Below are 17,687 nucleotides of genomic sequence, written 5' to 3'. Positions count from 1 at the left end.
TTTCTGAAGCCAGTGTTCCTAAAGCCAGTGTCCGGCTGCTGCCGGCATTCCGGTGGTGCCAGGGCCGACTGTCAGGTTCCGGGGATGCGGAAGTTGAATACCCCGGTGTCGAAGTGGTTGTAGGCCTCGTAGTCGACGAGGTCGTAGAGCCGGGCACGGGTCAGCATGCTTGGAACCTGTGCCTCCTGGGTGCCGTCGGATCTGATCGATTCCAGAGTACGCTCAGCAGCGCCCATGGCACTACGGAGCAGCGTCACCGGGTAGATGACCATGTTGACGCCGACGCCGGCCAGCTCGTTCACCGTGAAGAGGTCGCTTTTGCCGAATTCGGTCATGTTGGCCAGGATTGGGACGTCGACTGCGTCGCGGATGGCCTGGAATTCGCTGAGGTCGCGCATGGCTTCGGGGAAGATCGCGTCCGCGCCGGCGTCGACGAGGGCTTTGGCACGGTCCTGTGCCGCTGACAGTCCGTCGGTGGCGCGGATGTCGGTGCGGGCCATGATCAGGAAGTTCGGGTCGCGCCGGGCGTCGGCCGCGGCGCGGATGCGTTTGGTGGCGGTCTCCAGGTCCACGACGTTCTTGCCGTCGAGGTGGCCACAGCGTTTCGGGTTGAACTGGTCCTCGATGTGCAGTCCGGCCAGGCCCGCGTTCTCGAGTTCCTGCACGGTGCGGGCCACGTTCATGGGTTCGCCGAAGCCGGTGTCGGCGTCGACGATCGAGGGCAGGTCCGTCATGCGGGCGATCTGCCCGGCGCGGGTGGCCACCTCGGTGAGTGTGGTCAGGCCGATGTCCGGCAGGCCGAGGTCGTTGGCCAGGACGGCGCCGGAGATGTAGACCCCGGCGAAAGCCCTTTTCTTCGATCAGCCGGGCCGAGAGCGGGTTGAAGGCGCCGGGGAACTGGGCGATTGTCCCGGAGGCGAGGAGTTCGCGGAAGCGGATCCGCTTCTGCTCGGGAGTGGTCTTAGAGTACAGCATCTAGAACAGTCCCTTGGGTGCGGCGTTCAGGTCGATGACGCCGGGGGCGGCGGTGATGTTCAGCTGGTCCAGCTCGCCCGCGGCCAGGTGGGGGAGGCGTTCGACGGCGGCCAGGAACCGTTCGATCTCGGCCTCCTCCACGAGCCCGGCGGCGAGGGTGCGGAACTTGTTGATGTACTGTTCCCGGGCGAACGGGCGGGCGCCGAGAGGGTGGGCGTCGGCGACGGCGATCTGGTCGGTGATGACGGTGCCGTCCTTGAGCGTGATCTCCACGGAGCCGCCGAAGGCCTTCTCGGCGATGTCCAGGGAGTGGTAGCGGCGGGTCCATTCCGGATCCTCCACCGTGGTCACCTTGTGCCACAACTCCACCGTGTCGGGCCTTGCTGCGCGGTCGGGGGCGTAGGAGTCCACGTGGTGCCAGGCGCCGTCCTGCAGGGCCACGGTGAAGATGTACGGGATGGAGTGGTCCAGGGTTTCGCGGGACGCGGTGGGAGAGTACTTCTGCGGGTCGTTGGCGCCGGAGCCGATCACGTAGTGCGTGTGGTGGCTGGTCTTGATCAGCACGGACTCGACGTTGGCCGGGTCAGTGACCTCGGGGTGCTCTTTGTGGAGTTTGCGGGCCAGGTCGATCCAGGCCTGCGCCTGGTACTCGGCGGAGTGTTCCTTGGTGTAGGTGTCCAGGATGGCGCGCTTGGCTTCACCCGGGGTGGGGAGCGGAACCATGTAGGACGCGTCCGGGCCGTCCAGCAGCCAGGCGATGACACCGTCTTCGCCTTCGTAGATCGGCACGGGCGAGGTCTGGCCGCGCATGGCCCGGTCCGCGGACTCGACCGCCATCTTGCCGGCGAAGGCAGGGGCGTGGGCCTTCCAGGTGGAGATCTCGCCCTTGCGGGACTGCCGGGTGGCGGTGGTGGTGTGCAGTCCCTGGCCGACGGACTGGAAGATGGTTTCGACGTCCAGGCCCAGCAGGGTGCCAATGCCGGCCGCGGCGGAGGGGCCCAGATGGGCCACGTGGTCGATCTTGTGCTTGTGCAGGCAGATCGCCTTGACCAGGTTGACCTGGATCTCGTACCCGGTGGCGATGCCGCGGATCAGGTCGTGGCCGCTGGACCCTACGTGCTGGGCGACGGCGAGGATCGGGGGGATGTTGTCGCCCGGGTGGGAGTAGTCCGCGGCGAGGAAGGTGTCGTGGTAGTCGAGTTCCCGGACGGCTACGCCGTTGGCCCAGGCAGCCCACTCGGGGGAGACGCGTTCGCCGATGCCGAAGACCTTGGAGCCCTTGCCCCCGGTGCTGGGGCCGTGGGTGAGTGCCTGGGCGCGGGCGGCGACGATGGGGGCCCGGTTCAGGGAGGCGATGGCAACCGAGGCGTTGTCGATGATCCGGTTGATCACCATGTCGGTGACCTCGTCGGAGACGGCGACCGGGTCAGCCGCCACTTGGGCGATCTTGAAGGCGAGCTGCTCCTCGCGGGGCAGGTTTTCCTCGCTCTTATAGACGCGGACGTGGTGTTCCTTAACCATGGTGCTCCTTGTGCTGGGATGCGTGGGTTGCTTTGACGTGGGAGAGGCTGCGGTGCAGGTGCACAATCGTGGCCGCTTCGGCGAGCTTCGGATTGCCTTCGGCGATTGCTTCGGCGATCGCTGCGTGCTCGGCGGCCGCGGCAGTGAGGCGGGCGGCGTCGTCGGCGGCCAGCCTGCGGATCCGGACCAGGTGAACGCGCAGGCTTCGCATGGCCTGGGCCAGGTAGGAGTTGGAAATGGCGGCGTCGATGGCGGTATCCAGCCGTCCCACCAGTTCGTAGTAGTCATGGCGGGCGGGATCGTCGCCGTTGATCATGTCCGGGGCCCGGACCAGCTCGCGCTGCAGTTGCTCGAAGGTGGCGGTATCGCCGCGGCTGGCCGCCAGGGCCGCGGCCCTGCCCTCAAGGGTTTCGCGCAGTTCGAACAGTTCGTCGATGTCCTCAAGGGAGATATCGGTGACGACGACGCCGCGGCCGCCCGCCGTCGTCAGGCCTTCCGCGGTGAGCCGGCTGAGGGCTTCGCGCAGCGGGGTACGCGAGACGCCGAGCCGCTCGGATTGCTCCACCTCCGCAAGGACGGTCCCCGGGGCCAGCCGCCACTCGACGATGTCGTCGCGGAGGGCCGCGTAGGCCTTCTCGCTGGCACGCATGCAGTCTCCTTCCTCGGTTGACGTTCTCCAGTGTATACACAGAGTGTTGGTAAGCCAAGCATTTTTGAGAATATACGCTGCAAATCCTTTTCTATGTATACATGGACCGTCAATACCTGCTGCAACCCACGTGGCGGCAGGCCGCGGAGCTGGCCACGGCCCGGCTCGGCGCGATCCATTCGGCGGCTTGGCGCCGAGGGAACTTACCGCCCGCATCCGGGGCGTGCTGAAGGGGACTGAAGCGCAGTAGGACGTCTGGCCCGGGACCTCAGCGGGCCGTCCACCGGTATTCGTTCTCCGGCCTGCCGGGGGTGCCGTAACGGGCCGTGCGGGAGACGGTGCCGGCGTCGGCAAGGTATTCCAGGTACCTCCGGGCTGTCACGCGGGACATGCCCAGGGCATCCATGACCTCCGTGGCAGATACTGCCTCGGGTTGTTGGCGGAGGAACTCCTGGACCGAACCGAGCGTCGAAGTGGAGAGCCCCTTGGGCAACGGCAATTCGGAGGGAGCCCGCAAGCTGGCGAAGGCTTGGTCCACCTCACTTTGCGAGGCGCTCCCCCTGCCGGCTCCGGCGCCGGAGCCGGCCAACTGCTGCCGGAACTGGCGGTAGCTTTCCAGCTTGTCGGAGAACGTGGCGAACGTGAAGGGCTTGATCAGGTACTGCACCACGCCGATAGCGACCGCGCTGCGGACGATGGCCAGTTCGCGGACGGCTGTAATGGCGATGATGTCGGCGAGGATCCCGGCCGAGCGCATCCGCCGGGCAATATCCAGGCCGTGCAGGTCCGGCAGGTTCATGTCCAGCAGGACCAGTTCCACTGGCTCTCCGGCGGCCACGAATTCGTTCAGCAGCCGCAGGGCCGACTGGCCGTCGGGGGCGGTCCCGGCGAGCTCGAATCCGGGCAGCCGTCCTACGTAGGCGGCGTGGGCTGCGGAGGCGACCGCTTCATCCTCCACGACGAGGACCCGGATGTTGCTCACTGTCTGTGCTCCTTCTCCGGGGGCACCGCCGCGGGCAGGAATACTTCGAACTTGGCGCCGTTCCGTCCATTGATGGCCAGCGTACCGCCCAAACGCCGCACTGCCTGGCGGACCAGCGCCAGTCCCACCCCCCGGCCTCCGGGGCCGGCCGGCTTGGTGCTGAATCCGTGCCGGAAGATCAGTTCGGCATCGGCCGGGGCGATGGGGGTCCCGGAATCGTTGACCGCGATGTCCAGTCCTTCCTCGTCGGCCTCCAGGGTCAGCTGCACCCGCCGCGGCGCGGGAGCATCGGCTGCCGCGTCAATGGCATTGTCCAGCAGGTTGCCCATGATCGTCACCAGGTCCTGGACGGCGACACCCGGCGTCGAGCCGGAGCCCACAGTGGACACATCCAGCTGGACCCCGCGCTCGTGGGCCTCGGCCACCTTGCCCATGACCAGGGCACCCACCACCGGCTCATCGATGGAGCTCACCATGTCATCGGTCAGCTGCTGGCTCAACGCCAGGTCCTTTGTGGCAAAGTCCAGGGCCTCCCCGGTCCGGCCCAGCTCCAGGAGCGACACCATGGTGTGCAGCCGGTTGGCGTGTTCATGGGTCTGCGCCCGCAACGCATCGGACAGGGTCCGCATGGTCTGCAACTCGTTGCCCAGGGCCTCGATCTCCGTCCGGTCCCGGAGCGTCGCCACCGTTCCATACACCGGTACCTTCCCGCGCGCACCGGGAGACTCCGGACCCCGGGCAGGGCCTTGGTTGACCACCAGCACGCGGGAACCTGTCAGTACCATCTCGTCCTTGGCGGTACGTCCGGAATCGAACAGGCTGAGAAGCTCGCTGTCCAGCGGGAGATCGGCCAGCGACGGCGGCTTGGTGGGGTCATTGCTGCCGGTCTCAGCCAGGCCCAGCAGCTCGGCGGCCTGGTCGTTGTACATCACCACCCGCTTCCTGGCATCGATAAGGATCAGCCCTTCGCGGACTGAGTGAAGTACTGACTCGTAGTAGGCGAACAGCTGGGCCAATTGTTCAGGTCCCCAGCCGCGGGTCACCCGGCGCAGGTACCGGCCCAGCAGCCACGAGGCCAGGGAACCGCCTACCAACAGGGCAATGCCAAGGGCCAGCAGCACGGGGAGCCGGGCAGCGAAGGCAACATCGACGTTGCGGACCGTAACACCCACGGCCACCAGCGCCTTGATTGTTCCCGCCGAATCCTTGACCGGAACGATGGTCCGGACGGAAGGTCCCAGGGTTCCCGCCGTGACTTCCGTAAACGTCCGGCCCTGCAAGGCGGCGTCGATGGACCCGATGTAGGGCCGGCCCAGCTCCTCATCCCGGGGATGCGTCCAGCGGGTCCGGTCGGGGGCCATGATGGTGATGAAATCTACCCCGGCCGCGGCGGTGACATTTTTGGCATAGGGCTGCAGGAGCACTGAGGGGTCCGGCGTGGCAGCGGCCTGCAGTACCAGGGGATTGGCGGCGATGGACGCGGCCACCCCCTCCATCCGGCGGCCGGCTTCGTCATAGGTCCGGTCCCGCGCGTCAACGTAGGCCGCGGTTCCCACGATGGCAATGAAGCACACGACAATCAGCAGGTTTGCCACGAAGAGCCGGCGGGCGATACTCCAGCGGTGGATCATGCGTATCTCCTTCTGGCCCTGCACGTGCCGCGACCAATATGAACGCAACGGTGAGCTGGATCACGGGGTGCCCAATGATGGATATCACATTGCACGGACGTTTGAGCCCAGAGATTGCGCCGCAGCGTCTATCAGAATATCCACAAGGAGACACATCATGGCCTCTCAACGAGGAGAGTCGCTCGAAACCGCGACGCCGCGACGCAAAGGGCTCGACAAGACCCATTATCTCTACATCGCCGTCATAGCCGCCGTCGTCCTCGGCGCGGTGGTCGGCCTGCTGTTCCCGGAGGTCGCCAAGAACCTCAAGCCCCTGGGCGACGGCTTCATCAAGCTCATCAAGATGATGATCGCGCCGGTCATCTTCTGCACCATCGTCCTGGGCATCGGTTCAATTGCCAAAGCCGCCACCGTCGGAAAAGTCGGCGGACTGGCCCTTGGCTACTTTGTCATCATGTCAACCTTCGCGCTGGCCATCGGCCTGGTGGTGGGCAACATCGTCCACCCCGGCGAAGGCCTGAAGCTCTCGCCGTACGATCCCAACAAGAAGGCAGCGACAGACAGCACCGTCGACTTCCTGCTGGGCATCATCCCCAGTGACATCCCGGTCCTGCCCACCCTGCTGGCCGCCATCCTGGTTGGCTTCGCACTGCAGAAGATGGGCCCGCAGGGCGCTCCGATCCTCAAAGCCATCGGCCACGGCCAGGCCCTCGTGTTCCGCGTCCTCATCATGATCATGTGGCTCGCTCCGGTAGGTGCCTTCGGTGCCATTGCCGCCGTCGTGGGTGCCACCGGCATCCAGGCCATCGTGAGCATGTTCACCCTGATGGTGGCGTTCTACATCACCTGCGCGCTGTTCATTGTCGTTATCCTCGGCGGACTCCTCCAGGTGGTGGCCGGCGTCAGCATCTTCAAGCTGATGAAGTACCTGGCCCGCGAATACCTCCTGATCTTCTCCACGTCCTCCTCCGAGGCCGCACTGCCGCGGCTGATCGCCAAGATGGAACACCTTGGAGTCTCCAAGCCCGTCGTCGGCGTGACCGTGCCCACCGGATACTCCTTCAACCTGGACGGAACGGCCATCTACCTGACCATGGCATCGCTCTTCGTGGCCAACGCCATGGGTACCCCGCTGGACCTGGGCGCCCAGATCTCCCTGCTGATCTTCATGATCATCGCGTCCAAGGGCGCCGCAGGTGTGTCGGGTGCCGGACTGGCCACCCTGGCGGCCGGCCTCCAGGCACATGCCCCCCAGTTGCTGGGCGGCGTCGGCATGATCGTCGGCATCGACCGCTTCATGTCCGAGGCCCGCGCGCTGACCAACTTCACCGGCAATGCCGTCGCCACCGTCTTGATCGGCACCTGGGTCAAGGAGATCGACGGCGGCCAGGTCACCCGCGTCCTCTCCGGCGAGGCCCCGTTCGATGAGCAGACCATGATCCCCGGCCACGGCGAGATGGCACCCAAGGAAGAGGGTGCCCTGGAAGCTGCCAAGGCCTGATCTTCACCGGCGTTACTTCATGAATCCGCCCCTGCAGCCCCTGCTGCAGGGGCGGATTTATTGCGTCCAAGCCTCAACCTTCGACCTCAACTAGAGGGTCAAGGCTCAACATTCGCGGAAAGTCAAGTTCCGTCGAATGCCGTGTCGGGCGCTGTAACCTAGGGATCAGAACGAACGCCGCCGGCGAGCCAGCGGCAGGAAATCACCGTCATCGAAAGTGTGGACAGATACGTGAGCAGCGAACAGGGTTCGGCAACTCTGGAGGGCACGGAATTCGACCTGGAAAACGCGGTGATGGGCCCCACCGGGCGCCCATACCGGGAGTTCCCGGAACCCGCGCCGCTGTCCTCCCACGGCCCGGCCCGCGTCATTGCCATGGTCAACCAGAAGGGTGGCGTCGGAAAGACGACCTCCACCATCAACCTCGCCGCGGCGCTCGCGGAATACGGCCGCCGCGTCCTGTTGGTGGACTTCGATCCCCAGGGTGCCCTCTCGGCGGGCCTTGGAGTCAATCCGCACGAGCTCGACCTCACCGTCTACAACGTCCTGATGGACCGCAAGGTGGACATCCGCGACGCCATCCACCAGACCGGCGTCGACAACGTCGACCTGCTGCCGGCCAACATCGACCTCTCCGCCGCGGAAGTGCAACTGGTCAACGAAGTAGCGCGCGAACAGGTCCTCGACCGTGCGCTGAAGAAGGTCGAAGACGATTACGACGTCGTCCTCATCGACTGCCAGCCGTCCCTCGGCCTCCTGACCGTCAACGCCCTCACCGCAGCACACGGCGTCATCATCCCGCTGATCTGCGAGTTCTTCGCGCTCCGCGCGGTGGCGCTCCTGGTCGAAACCATCGACAAAGTCCAGGACCGGCTGAACCCGCGCCTGCAGGTGGACGGCGTGCTGGCCACCATGTACGACGCCCGCACTCTGCACAGCCGGGAAGTCATCACCCGCCTCGTGGAGGCCTTCGGGGACAAAGTCTTCGAGACCGTCATTAAACGCTCCATCAAGTTCGCCGATGCCACCGTCGCCGCGGAACCCATCACCAGCTACGCAGGGAACCACGTGGGGGCTGACGCCTATCGCCGGCTGGCCAAGGAACTGATCGCCCGCGGCGGCGCACCGTAACCAACACCGTGGCCGAATCAAAGCCCGGCTTCGAGGTGCGGCTGGCCAACTTCACCGGCCCCTTCGACCTCCTCCTGGGGCTGATTGCCAAGCACCAGCTGGACATCACCGAGGTGGCCATCGCCACCGTGACGGATGAGTTCATCAAGTACATCCGGAAACTGCAGGAACTCGGCGAAGAATGGGCCCTGGACGAGGCCAGCGAATTCCTGGTGATCGCAGCGACGCTGCTCGACCTCAAGGCGGCACGGCTCCTTCCCGCCGGTGAGGTTGAGGACGACGAGGACATTGCGCTGCTGGAGGCGAGGGACCTGCTTTTCGCCCGGCTGCTCCAGTACAAGGCCTTCAAGCATGTGGCAGGAATCCTCGGCGAGACCCTGCACCAGGAGGGCCGGCGGTTTCCACGGCAGGTTGCGCTGGAAGAGCAGTTCGCGGCAATGCTGCCCGAACTCGTTTTGGAGGCACACCCCTGAACAATTCGCTGCGCTGGCCGAGGCCGCCTTGCGGCCCAAGGCACCTGCGCAGCCGCCCCAGGTGGCGCTTGGCCACCTCCACGGCGGCAACGTCAGCGTCAAGGAGCAGGCCGAGATGCTGGGGCTGCGCCTGCAACGGGAGTCTCCGCTGACCTTCCGCTCACTGATCGCGGACGCCGAATCAACCTTGGTGGTGGTGGCCCGGTTCCTGGCCCTGCTGGAGCTGTTCCGGGACAAGGCGGTCTCATTCGACCAGCTGTCCCCGCTGGCGGAGCTGGCCATCCACTGGACAGCCGATGGCCAGGACTGGTCGGCGGAGCATCTCAGCGAAGAATACGAGGAACAACTGTGAACCCGGAACCGCACACGATGGAGCCAGCGGAGGACCTCGAGGACGGACACGGCGCCGCCGGTCTTCCCGGTGGCGCCAAGGCCGCCCTTGAGGCCGTCCTGATGGTCCTGGATGAGCCGGCCACGGAGGAGGAGCTCGCCGCGGGGATCGGCCTCACGGTCACCACGGTGCGCTCCCTGCTGGCAGAACTGCAACGCGAGTATGACGGCTATACTGTTAACGCCCCGGATATGGAGAATGCCAGCGCTGCTGGCCTGGGCTCCAGCCCCCGGGGTTTTGAATTGCGGAACATCGCCGGTGGCTGGCGGATCTACTCCCGCGCCGAGTTTGCCGACATCGTGGGCAAGTACGTGCTCGAGGGGCAGACCACCAGGCTTACCCAGGCGGCATTGGAAACACTGGCAGTCATCGCGTACCGCCAACCCGTTTCACGGGCCAGGGTGTCTGCAATTCGCGGAGTCAATGTTGATTCTGTCGTACGGACACTCGCCCAGCGCGGGCTGATCGAGGACGCGGGAACCGATCCCGAGTCCGGCGCAATCCTTTACCGGACCACCTCCTATTTCCTTGAACGGATGGGAATCGGTTCAGTGGGGGAGTTGCCCCAACTGTCGCCGCACCTACCAGGGCTCGACGGGATCGCGGAGTTCTACGACGCCGACAGGATGTAGGCAGGGCACGCCCTGTCCGCGTCAATTCAATTACCAGGGCAGACGAAGTCTGCATGGCTGGCTAGGGTTGTCCTTGGACATCTCTGCGGGCCAAAACATCGAAGGACGGGTCATGACACAGGCGGGACGCCAGGGTTCACCACGTAACGGATCAGGACGCGGAGGGAACGACCGCAACGCGTCACAGCGCGGGAATTCACCCCAGCGCGGCAACCAGGGCGGAGGCTCCCGGGGCGGAGCAGCAAAGCGCGCGTCCGCCTTCGGCGGCGACCGCCCGCAGCGGGCACCCAAGCCGCGCGAGGAACGCTTCATCGACCCCGACCTGGCGGGGGACCAGCAGGGGCGCGCAGCCGGTGGCTCCAAGCCGGCCACGCCGTCGTCGCGCAAGCCCGCTGCCCGCAAGCCGGGGGCCAAGAAGGCGCCCGGAACTCCCGGCGCACCCAAGCCCAAGCCCCGCACCGGCGCGCCCGGCGCGGCAGCCTCCCGCGCCTTCGGCAGCGAACGCTTCGGCCAGAACCTCGGCCCGGTCCGCAAACCTGCCCGCAGGAAAGGCCCCCGCGGAAACGTTCCCCAGTCCGAACTCCACGATGCCGACGGCGTCCGCCTCCAGAAAGTGATGGCGTCAGCAGGGGTCGCCTCCCGGCGCGTCTGCGAAGAGATGATTGCGGAAGGCCGGGTGGAAGTGGACGGCCAGGTGGTCACCGAGCTCGGTGTCCGCATCGACCCCAAGACCGCCGTCATCCACGTTGACGGCCTGCGGATCCAGCTGGACGAGAACCTGGTCTACATGGTGTTCAACAAGCCCAAGGGCGTGGTGTCCACCATGGAGGACCCGGAGGGCCGCCCCTGCATCAGCGACTTCCTGAAGAACAACAAGAACACCGGCGAACGTCTCTTCCACGTGGGCCGGCTGGACGTCGCCACCGAGGGACTGCTGCTGCTGACGAACGACGGCGAACTCGCCAACCGGCTAACCCACCCCTCCTACGAGGTACCCAAGACGTACCTGGTCCAGGTGCGCGGGCCGTTCCCGCAGGGTGTTGGTGCCCAGTTGAAGGCCGGCGTCGAGCTCGAGGACGGTTTCGCTTCCGTCGATTCCTTCCGGCTGGTGGACTCCACACCCGGCCATGTGCTGATCGAGGTGGTGCTCCACTCGGGCAAGAACCGGATTGTCCGCCGCCTCTTCGACGCCGTCGGGTTCCCGGTCCAGCGTCTGGTCCGCGTTAAGGTGGGCCCCATCGGACTCGGAGACCAGCGCCAGGGCAGCATCCGCAACCTGGGCAAGCAGGAAGTCGGCCACCTGCTGGCATCCGTAGGGCTCTGATCCATGTCCGCGTTCAAAAGCCACGGCCGCGGCCACCTGGACGGGCCTGTGGTGGTCATCGGCGCCGGACTGCTGGGCGCAAGCATCGGGCTGGGCCTGCGGGGGCGCGGCGTACCGGTGTTCCTGTCCGATCCCTCACCCACCAACCAGGCGGTGGCGGTGGACATCGGGGCCGGCCGCCCGCTGTCGGAGCTCGGCAGTGGCAAAGCCCAACTCGTGGTGGTTGCCGCTCCGCCCGACGTTACCGCCGACGTCGTGTACCGGGCGCTCTCTGACTACCCTGACGCCGTCGTGGTGGACATCGCCAGCGTCAAGGCGGACATCCTTGCCCGGCTCCGGAGCCTTGGCGCCGATCTGTCCCGGTACGTGGGCACACACCCCATGGCCGGCCGGGAAAAGTCCGGTCCGGTAGCTGCCCGCGGCGAGTTGTTCACCTCCATGCCCTGGGTGTTGTGCCCGTCAGAGGAGACGTCAGGCCATGCCCTGCAGGTGGCCCGTTCGCTTGCTTCAGACTTGGGAGCTGTCGTCTCGCAGTTCACGGCGGATGAGCACGATGAAGCAGTCGCCTTGGTGTCGCACCTGCCGCAGGTCATGTCCTCCCTGCTGGCCAGCCGCCTGCAGGGGACTCCGCTGCATGCACTCTCGCTTGCGGGTAACGGCCTGCGCGACGTCACCAGGATCGCCGCCAGTGATCCCACCCTGTGGGTCCAGATCCTGGGCGGCAACGCGGCCAAAGTCGTGGAGATCCTTTACGGTGTCCGCGAGGACCTGAACAGGCTCATCGGAACCCTGGAGCAGCCCAGTGCGCCAGGCGCCCGCCTGGACCTGGCCCAGCTCATCAGTGAGGGCAATGCCGGCCAGGCCCGGATTCCTGGCAAGCACGGCGGGCCGCCGCAGGCGTATTCCTGGCTGACCGTCCTGGTGGATGACAAGCCGGGCCAGATCGCGCAGCTGCTCACCGAGATCGGTGAAATCGGCGTGAATGTTGAAGATCTCCGGCTGGATCATTCATCCGGACAAAACGTTGGCATGGTGGAATTGTCTGTGTTGCCGAACAAGCACGACCACCTGATCGAAGCCCTCAACGACCGCGGATGGCGGGTACTTCAGTAATGACACAGGAACTTCTGGAATCCATGCGCGCGCTGCGCATCGGCCGGCCCCTGGTGGTCGCCATTGACGGACCGTCCGGCTCCGGCAAATCCAGCGTGAGCAAGGAAGTCGCCCGCCGCCTCCGGCTTGCCTACCTGGACACGGGGGCCATGTACCGTGCCCTGACCTGGTACTGCCTGAGCCAGGGGATCGACCTGGAGGACACCCCGGCCGTGGAGCAGGCGTCCCGGGACTTTGCGCTGGAACTGAGCACCAGTCCGCAGGAAGAATACGTGCGGGTTGGCGGCGTGGATGTCACTGACGCCATCCGTGAGCCTGCGATTTCCTCAGCGGTCAGCGCCGTTGCCACCACGCTGGGCGCCCGGACCGAACTGATCCGCCGGCAGCGGGACCTGATCGAAAAGCACCACCGCCGCATGGTGGTGGAGGGCAGGGACATCACCACCGTCGTCGCGCCCGGCGCGGAAGTGCGCATGCTCCTCACGGCCAGCGCGGAAGCCCGGCTGCGCCGGCGCGGCATCCAACTGGGCGGCACGCAGAACGCCGAACAGCTGGCCGCCCAGGTGACGCACCGGGACGCCAAGGACTCAACCGTCGTCAATTTCACGCAGGCGGCGGATGGCGTGGTCACCCTGGACTCCTCGGAACTGGATTTTGAGCAGACCGTGAGCGCCGCGCTTGTGATCGTGACCAAGGTGCTCAACCGTGACTGACACCGGAGCCGGCCTGCCATCCGGTTTGACCACGGTGTGGAGCAGGCCGGTGGGCTGGGTGCTGGACCACGTGGTCTACCGGACCTCCGTGACCGGCAGGAGCAACGTCCCCACCGGCGGCCCTGTCATCTTCGCGGCCAACCACATCAGCTTCCTGGACGGGCCGGTAATGTTCGGCGCGGCCCCGCGGCCCATGCACATCCTGGTGAAGCAGGAAATGTTCAAGGGCTTCCTGGGCCGCGTCCTCACCGCCTCCGGACAGCTCCCCGTGGACCGCCGCGGGGACCGGGCTGCGCTGCAGCGCTGCAAAGCCGTGCTCGACGCCGGACGCTGCGTCGGGATTCTCCCCGAGGGAACGCGCGGGAGCGGGGCAGCGGAAGACATCAACGGCGGCGTGGCCTGGCTGGCGCTGAACGCCGGCGCGCCGGTGGTCCCGGTGGCCATCCTCGGGACCCGCCAAGGGGCCGAGCACCTGGATTCCGTTCCACGGCCCGGGCGGCGCTTCCACGTGAGTTTCGGAACAGCCCTTACGTTGGCCCGCCGGGCCGGCGAAAGCGGGCGTGCTTCAATGGACAGGGCGGCGCAGGAAATCCGCGCGGCCCTGGCGGGGCATGTCCAGGACACCATCGACCTCAGCGGGCAGCCCTTGCCCTTCGCTGATCACCAAGACCTGACAGCAGTAGCCGGGGACGCCGGCAGATGACCACTAAGGACAGTGCAATGAGCGACACCACCCAGACTTCCGGGCATTCCGGTGCCGGCGACGACGAATACGTACCCTCCGGCGGCGACCAGGTCGCCGAACGGCTGGCGGCAATAGACGACGACGAAGCGGAACTCCGTGCCGCGTCCCTCCGGGCCGGCCTCGAGGACTACGACCTCGATGATGACGATGCCGCCCTGCTCAGCGGGCATTACGGCGACGAAGACCTTGAGGGTCCGCTCAAGCTGGATCCGGTCCTGGCCATCATCGGCCGCCCGAACGTGGGCAAGTCCACGCTGGTGAACCGGATCCTGGGCCGCAGGGAAGCCGTGGTGGAGGACACCCCCGGCGTCACCCGCGACCGCGTCATGTACTCGGCCAACTGGAACGGCCGCAACTTCACCCTGGTGGACACCGGCGGATGGGAGCACGACGCCCGCGGCATCCACGCCCGCGTGGCCGAGCAGGCTGAGATGGCCGTGGAACTTGCCGACGCCGTCCTCTTCGTGGTGGACTCCGCTGTCGGGGCCACCGCCACCGACGAGGGCGTCATGAAGATGCTGCGCCGCAGCAAGAAGCCGGTCATCATGGTGGCCAACAAGGTGGACGACTTCGCCCAGGAAGCGGAGAGCGCCGCACTGTGGGGCCTCGGCTTCGGCGAACCGTACCCGGTATCCGCACTGCACGGGCGCGGGGTGGCCGACCTCCTGGACCACGTCATGGACGTCCTCCCGGAATTCTCCACCGTCGAGGGCGTGGAGCGCTCCGGCGGTCCCCGCCGCATCGCCCTGATCGGCCGCCCCAACGTGGGCAAGTCCTCCCTGCTGAACAAGCTCGCCGGCTCCGAACGCGTGGTGGTGGACAATACTGCCGGCACCACCCGTGACCCCGTGGACGAATTCATCGAACTCGGCGGCCGCACGTGGCGATTCGTGGACACCGCCGGCATCCGCCGCCGCCAGCACATGGCGCAGGGGGCGGACTACTACGCCTCCCTGCGGACGCAGGCCGCGCTCGAGAAGGCAGAGGTCGCCGTCGTCCTCCTCGCAGTGGACGAGGTCCTCAGCGAACAGGACGTCCGCATCCTGCAGCTCGCCATCGAGTCCGGACGAGCACTGGTGCTGGCATTCAACAAGTGGGACCTGCTCGACGACGAACGCCGCCGCTACCTGGAACGGGAAATCGAGCAGGACCTTGCCCACGTCGAGTGGGCTCCGCGGGTCAACATCTCCGCCAAGACCGGCTGGCACAAGGACCGCCTGGTTCCGGCCCTGGACCTGGCACTGGAGAACTGGGACCGGCGCATCCCCACCGGACGCCTGAATGCCTTCCTCGGCGAACTCGTGGCCGCGCACCCGCACCCGGTCCGGGGCGGCAAGCAGCCACGCATCCTTTTCGGTACCCAGGCCTCCAGCCGGCCGCCGAAGTTCGTGCTGTTCACCACCGGTTTCCTGGACCCCGGCTACCGCCGGTTCATTACCCGTCGGCTGCGCGAAACTTTCGGATTCGAAGGCACTCCCATCGAGGTCAGCATGCGCGTGCGCGAGAAGCGCGGCCGGAAGCGTTAATTGCGACACACGTAGGGGCTGATCACCGGAAAGTGTCACTGGCACCCCTCCGGATCGTGTAAGCTCTTCTAGGTGGTTCGGCCGGACTGCTGATGGAAATCCTCGGAGGAATCCTTGGAGGGAGTCAGCGGAGAACGGCGGAACCAGCGGGCTGTAGCGCAGCTTGGTAGCGCACTTGACTGGGGGTCAAGGGGTCGCAGGTTCAAATCCTGTCAGCCCGACCAAAAAGCGGAAAGCGCCGGAGATCATCTCCGGCGCTTTCTGCTTTTTTTGGCAACCCGGGCCACACCGGGCACCGCGTTCCGGCCAGTCCTACTTCAGGAACTTCGACGTCCTCCGGTCCGCCAGGATCTTGCCCTTGGTCTGGCAGGTGGGGCAGTACTGCAGCGCCGTGTCCGCAAAGGAGACTTCACGGACGGTGTCGCCGCAGACGGGGCAGGGCTGGCCGGCGCGGGCGTGCACCCGCATGTGGCTTCGTTTGACGTCCTTGAGGTCTTTGGGCGGCTTGCCGCGCGCTTCCGCCATGGCCTCACCCAGCACGCTGTGGATGGCGTCATAGAGCACCCGCACCGTCTCCCGGTCCAGGGACTTGGCAATGGCGAACGGGGAGATCCGGGCGGCGTGCAGGATTTCGTCACTGTAAGCATTCCCGATGCCGGCAATGACGCTTTGGCTTCGCAGGAGTCCCTTGATCTGCTGCGAACTGCCCTGCAGGATCTCCGCCAGCATGCCGGCGTCGAATGCCTCCGTGAAGGGATCGGGACCCAGGGCCGCAATGCCCGGAACATCCTGCGGATCGCGGACCACGTAGACCGCCAGGCTCTTCTTCGTCCCCGCTTCGGTCAGGTCCAGGCCACGCGGTCCGTCCGGGCCGGAGAAGATGCACCGGACCGCTATCAGTCCCTTGCCCATCCTGAGCTGGCTGTCTGCGGGGGAGTCGGTGAAGCGCACCCAGCCCGCGCGCGCCAGGTGGAACACCAGCGACACGCCCGCGGTATCGATGCTGATGAATTTTCCGAACCGGCGGACCCCGGAAACAGCCTGGCCCTCGAGGGCGGTGAAAGGCGGGTCGGCGGTCTTGAGCACGGCGAAGGAGACGATCTGCAGCCTGGAGATCGTGCACCCCCGCAGTTGTTCGTCCAGGAACGTGGCCAGGCCGGCTACTTCGGGCAGTTCCGGCATGGCTTACCTGCCCCGCCGCAGGGATGCTGCACCAGTGCTTGCACTCATGGGTCCCATCTTGTCAGAAACGCCGGTGCCCGCCCCGGCACTTATGCCTATACTTTCAGCGGCGGCCCGATTTCCGGGCCCCTTGTGACCTTGGCGCGCACCCCGATGAAAGGCCCCCCATGAGCAACATTCCCGAAGACCTGTCCTACACCGCCGAACATGAGTGGGTTACTGCCCCCAATGCTGACGGCGTTGTCCGCGTGGGAATCACCGATTTTGCCCAGGACGCGCTCGGCGATGTCGTCTACGCCCAGATGCCCGAAGCCGGCACGAAGATTACGGCAAACGAAGTGGTGGGCGAGGTCGAATCCACCAAGAGCGTGAGCGACATCTACGCACCCGTTTCCGGCGAGGTCGTGGCGCGCAACGATTCGCTGGACACCGATTCGGCCTTGATCAACACCGATCCGTACGGCGACGGCTGGCTCATCGAGGTCAAACTGGCCGAACCTGACGCCGTTGAGTCGCTGCTCAGTGCATCGGAGTACGAACAACAGGTAGGCTAAAGCTAACCGGTTATTCCGGTCCGGCCCCGCGTCGCAGGCAGGACGTCTTCGCACGTCAGTGGCCGGATCGGGAGCCGGTGCCGGACCTGCCGGGCAGGGCCGGAGAGCAATCGTTGGTTGCGGGCAACGCCCTGCACGTCAAAGAGGAGGAATCCATGGCTGGCCACAGACACAACCCTGCCGATGGGGATTACGGCACGGGTGCGGCTAAGGCGTCGGAGACCACCTCAATCCATCTCACCCCCGTCACCGATGAACCCACCATCGCCCCGAGGCTTTCCTCGGACGAGCGCAACTCCGTGGAGGCCCTGCCTGCCGGTTCCGCGCTGCTGGTGGCCCACAGCGGCCCGAACGCCGGTGCCCGGTTCCTGCTGGATTCGGACGTGACCACAGCCGGCCGCCATCCGGATGCGGATATCTTCCTGGACGACGTCACGGTCTCGCGCCGGCACGTCGAATTCCGGCGCACCGCGCGCAGTTTCGAAGTCGTGGACAAGAACAGCCTCAACGGCACCTACGTCAACCACGACCGGGTGGACAGCGTTGAGCTCAAGTCCGGCAGCGAAGTCCAGATCGGCAAGTTCCGCCTCACCTTCTACCTGAGCCCTGCCACGGCTGCAGGCCGCAGCTGAACCGGGGACCAC

The 17,687-nt window shown here is 66.2% G+C and carries 14 protein-coding genes, 1 tRNA gene and 3 pseudogenes; 12 read left to right on the top strand and 6 right to left on the bottom strand.

Annotation, left to right across the window (positions count from 1 at the left end):
• Positions 1 to 71: 71 nt before the first annotated feature.
• The 5 genes and pseudogenes from prpB to QF050_RS16435 all read right to left on the bottom strand — a co-directional run bounded on the left by prpB (position 72) and on the right by QF050_RS16435 (position 5,758).
• A pseudogene (prpB, locus tag QF050_RS16455) lies at positions 72 to 975 on the bottom strand (methylisocitrate lyase).
• Complete coding sequence (locus QF050_RS16450; RefSeq protein ID WP_308931378.1) at positions 976 to 2,496, bottom strand: MmgE/PrpD family protein; 1,521 nt, start codon at positions 2,494 to 2,496, stop codon at positions 976 to 978. It lies immediately after the preceding pseudogene.
• Positions 2,489 to 3,145, bottom strand: a complete 657-nt coding sequence (locus QF050_RS16445; protein WP_308931377.1) for a GntR family transcriptional regulator — start codon at positions 3,143 to 3,145, stop codon at positions 2,489 to 2,491. The genes QF050_RS16450 and QF050_RS16445 overlap by 8 nt, the downstream gene beginning before the upstream one ends.
• A gap of 268 nt (positions 3,146 to 3,413) precedes the next feature.
• Entirely contained in the window at positions 3,414 to 4,127 is a 714-nt protein-coding gene (locus QF050_RS16440; protein WP_308931376.1) for a response regulator, read from the bottom strand.
• Positions 4,124 to 5,758: a sensor histidine kinase gene (locus tag QF050_RS16435; RefSeq protein ID WP_308931375.1), complete on the bottom strand. Its 1,635-nt coding sequence runs from the start codon at positions 5,756 to 5,758 to the stop codon at positions 4,124 to 4,126. The genes QF050_RS16440 and QF050_RS16435 overlap by 4 nt, the downstream gene beginning before the upstream one ends.
• Positions 5,759 to 5,915: 157 nt before the next feature.
• Here QF050_RS16435 and QF050_RS16430 point away from each other — a divergent pair, with 157 nt between their 5' ends.
• The 10 genes and pseudogenes from QF050_RS16430 (at position 5,916) to QF050_RS16385 (ending at position 15,531) form a co-directional block, all read left to right on the top strand.
• Positions 5,916 to 7,259 carry a cation:dicarboxylate symporter family transporter gene (locus QF050_RS16430; RefSeq protein ID WP_308931374.1) on the top strand — a complete coding sequence of 448 codons (1,344 nt, stop codon included), beginning with the start codon at positions 5,916 to 5,918 and terminating at the stop codon, positions 7,257 to 7,259.
• Between the two features lie 231 nt (positions 7,260 to 7,490).
• Entirely contained in the window at positions 7,491 to 8,390 is a 900-nt protein-coding gene (locus QF050_RS16425) for an AAA family ATPase (protein WP_308931373.1), read from the top strand.
• Between the two features lie 8 nt (positions 8,391 to 8,398).
• A pseudogene (locus QF050_RS16420) lies at positions 8,399 to 9,215 on the top strand (ScpA family protein).
• A 17-nt stretch (positions 9,216 to 9,232) separates the two neighbouring features.
• A complete protein-coding gene (locus QF050_RS16415) occupies positions 9,233 to 9,886 on the top strand; it encodes an SMC-Scp complex subunit ScpB (protein WP_308932194.1) in 654 nt (217 codons plus the stop codon).
• Between the two features lie 112 nt (positions 9,887 to 9,998).
• Positions 9,999 to 11,210, top strand: a complete 1,212-nt coding sequence (locus tag QF050_RS16410) for a pseudouridine synthase (protein WP_308931372.1) — start codon at positions 9,999 to 10,001, stop codon at positions 11,208 to 11,210.
• Between the two features lie 3 nt (positions 11,211 to 11,213).
• Positions 11,214 to 12,323, top strand: a complete 1,110-nt coding sequence (locus QF050_RS16405; RefSeq protein ID WP_308931371.1) for a prephenate dehydrogenase — start codon at positions 11,214 to 11,216, stop codon at positions 12,321 to 12,323.
• Entirely contained in the window at positions 12,323 to 13,036 is a 714-nt protein-coding gene (gene cmk / locus QF050_RS16400) for a (d)CMP kinase (RefSeq protein ID WP_308931370.1), read from the top strand. The genes QF050_RS16405 and cmk overlap by 1 nt, the downstream gene beginning before the upstream one ends.
• 34 nt (positions 13,037 to 13,070) lie before the next feature.
• Positions 13,071 to 13,746: pseudogene (locus tag QF050_RS16395) on the top strand (lysophospholipid acyltransferase family protein).
• 10 nt (positions 13,747 to 13,756) lie between these two features.
• Entirely contained in the window at positions 13,757 to 15,307 is a 1,551-nt protein-coding gene (gene der, locus QF050_RS16390) for a ribosome biogenesis GTPase Der (protein WP_308931369.1), read from the top strand.
• A 147-nt stretch (positions 15,308 to 15,454) separates the two neighbouring features.
• Positions 15,455 to 15,531: transfer RNA gene (locus tag QF050_RS16385), tRNA-Pro, on the top strand.
• Between the two features lie 88 nt (positions 15,532 to 15,619).
• On the opposite strand, the gene QF050_RS16380 is transcribed toward QF050_RS16385, so the two are convergent.
• Positions 15,620 to 16,489 (bottom strand): DNA-formamidopyrimidine glycosylase family protein, encoded by an 870-nt coding sequence (locus QF050_RS16380; RefSeq protein WP_308931368.1) that lies wholly within the window; start codon positions 16,487 to 16,489, stop codon positions 15,620 to 15,622.
• 167 nt (positions 16,490 to 16,656) lie between these two features.
• Between QF050_RS16380 and gcvH the strand changes: the two genes are divergently transcribed.
• Positions 16,657 to 17,043: a glycine cleavage system protein GcvH gene (gcvH, locus tag QF050_RS16375; protein ID WP_308931367.1), complete on the top strand. Its 387-nt coding sequence runs from the start codon at positions 16,657 to 16,659 to the stop codon at positions 17,041 to 17,043.
• Between the two features lie 155 nt (positions 17,044 to 17,198).
• A complete protein-coding gene (locus QF050_RS16370) occupies positions 17,199 to 17,675 on the top strand; it encodes an FHA domain-containing protein (protein ID WP_308931366.1) in 477 nt (158 codons plus the stop codon).
• The last annotated feature ends 12 nt before the right edge of the window (positions 17,676 to 17,687 follow it).

Source organism: Arthrobacter sp. SLBN-112 (assembly GCF_030944625.1).
In the GTDB taxonomy this organism is placed as follows: domain Bacteria; phylum Actinomycetota; class Actinomycetes; order Actinomycetales; family Micrococcaceae; genus Arthrobacter.
The sequence above is the reverse complement of the archived record's forward strand: the minus strand, read 5'-3'. Positions and strand labels throughout refer to the sequence as shown.

What these genes read in the sequence shown, in the direction of transcription:
- QF050_RS16430 (WP_308931374.1), top strand. Translation starts at nt 5,916, where the DNA reads ATGGCCTCTCAACGAGGAGAGTCGCTCGAAACCGCGACGCCGCGACGC.
- der (WP_308931369.1), top strand. Translation starts at nt 13,757, where the DNA reads ATGAGCGACACCACCCAGACTTCCGGGCATTCCGGTGCCGGCGACGAC.
- cmk (WP_308931370.1), top strand. Translation starts at nt 12,323, where the DNA reads ATGACACAGGAACTTCTGGAATCCATGCGCGCGCTGCGCATCGGCCGG.
- QF050_RS16405 (WP_308931371.1), top strand. Translation starts at nt 11,214, where the DNA reads ATGTCCGCGTTCAAAAGCCACGGCCGCGGCCACCTGGACGGGCCTGTG.
- QF050_RS16380 (WP_308931368.1), bottom strand. Translation starts at nt 16,489, where the DNA reads ATGCCGGAACTGCCCGAAGTAGCCGGCCTGGCCACGTTCCTGGACGAA.
- QF050_RS16415 (WP_308932194.1), top strand. Translation starts at nt 9,233, where the DNA reads ATGGAGCCAGCGGAGGACCTCGAGGACGGACACGGCGCCGCCGGTCTT.
- QF050_RS16445 (WP_308931377.1), bottom strand. Translation starts at nt 3,145, where the DNA reads ATGCGTGCCAGCGAGAAGGCCTACGCGGCCCTCCGCGACGACATCGTC.
- QF050_RS16410 (WP_308931372.1), top strand. Translation starts at nt 9,999, where the DNA reads ATGACACAGGCGGGACGCCAGGGTTCACCACGTAACGGATCAGGACGC.
- QF050_RS16370 (WP_308931366.1), top strand. Translation starts at nt 17,199, where the DNA reads ATGGCTGGCCACAGACACAACCCTGCCGATGGGGATTACGGCACGGGT.
- gcvH (WP_308931367.1), top strand. Translation starts at nt 16,657, where the DNA reads ATGAGCAACATTCCCGAAGACCTGTCCTACACCGCCGAACATGAGTGG.
- QF050_RS16435 (WP_308931375.1), bottom strand. Translation starts at nt 5,758, where the DNA reads ATGATCCACCGCTGGAGTATCGCCCGCCGGCTCTTCGTGGCAAACCTG.
- QF050_RS16450 (WP_308931378.1), bottom strand. Translation starts at nt 2,496, where the DNA reads ATGGTTAAGGAACACCACGTCCGCGTCTATAAGAGCGAGGAAAACCTG.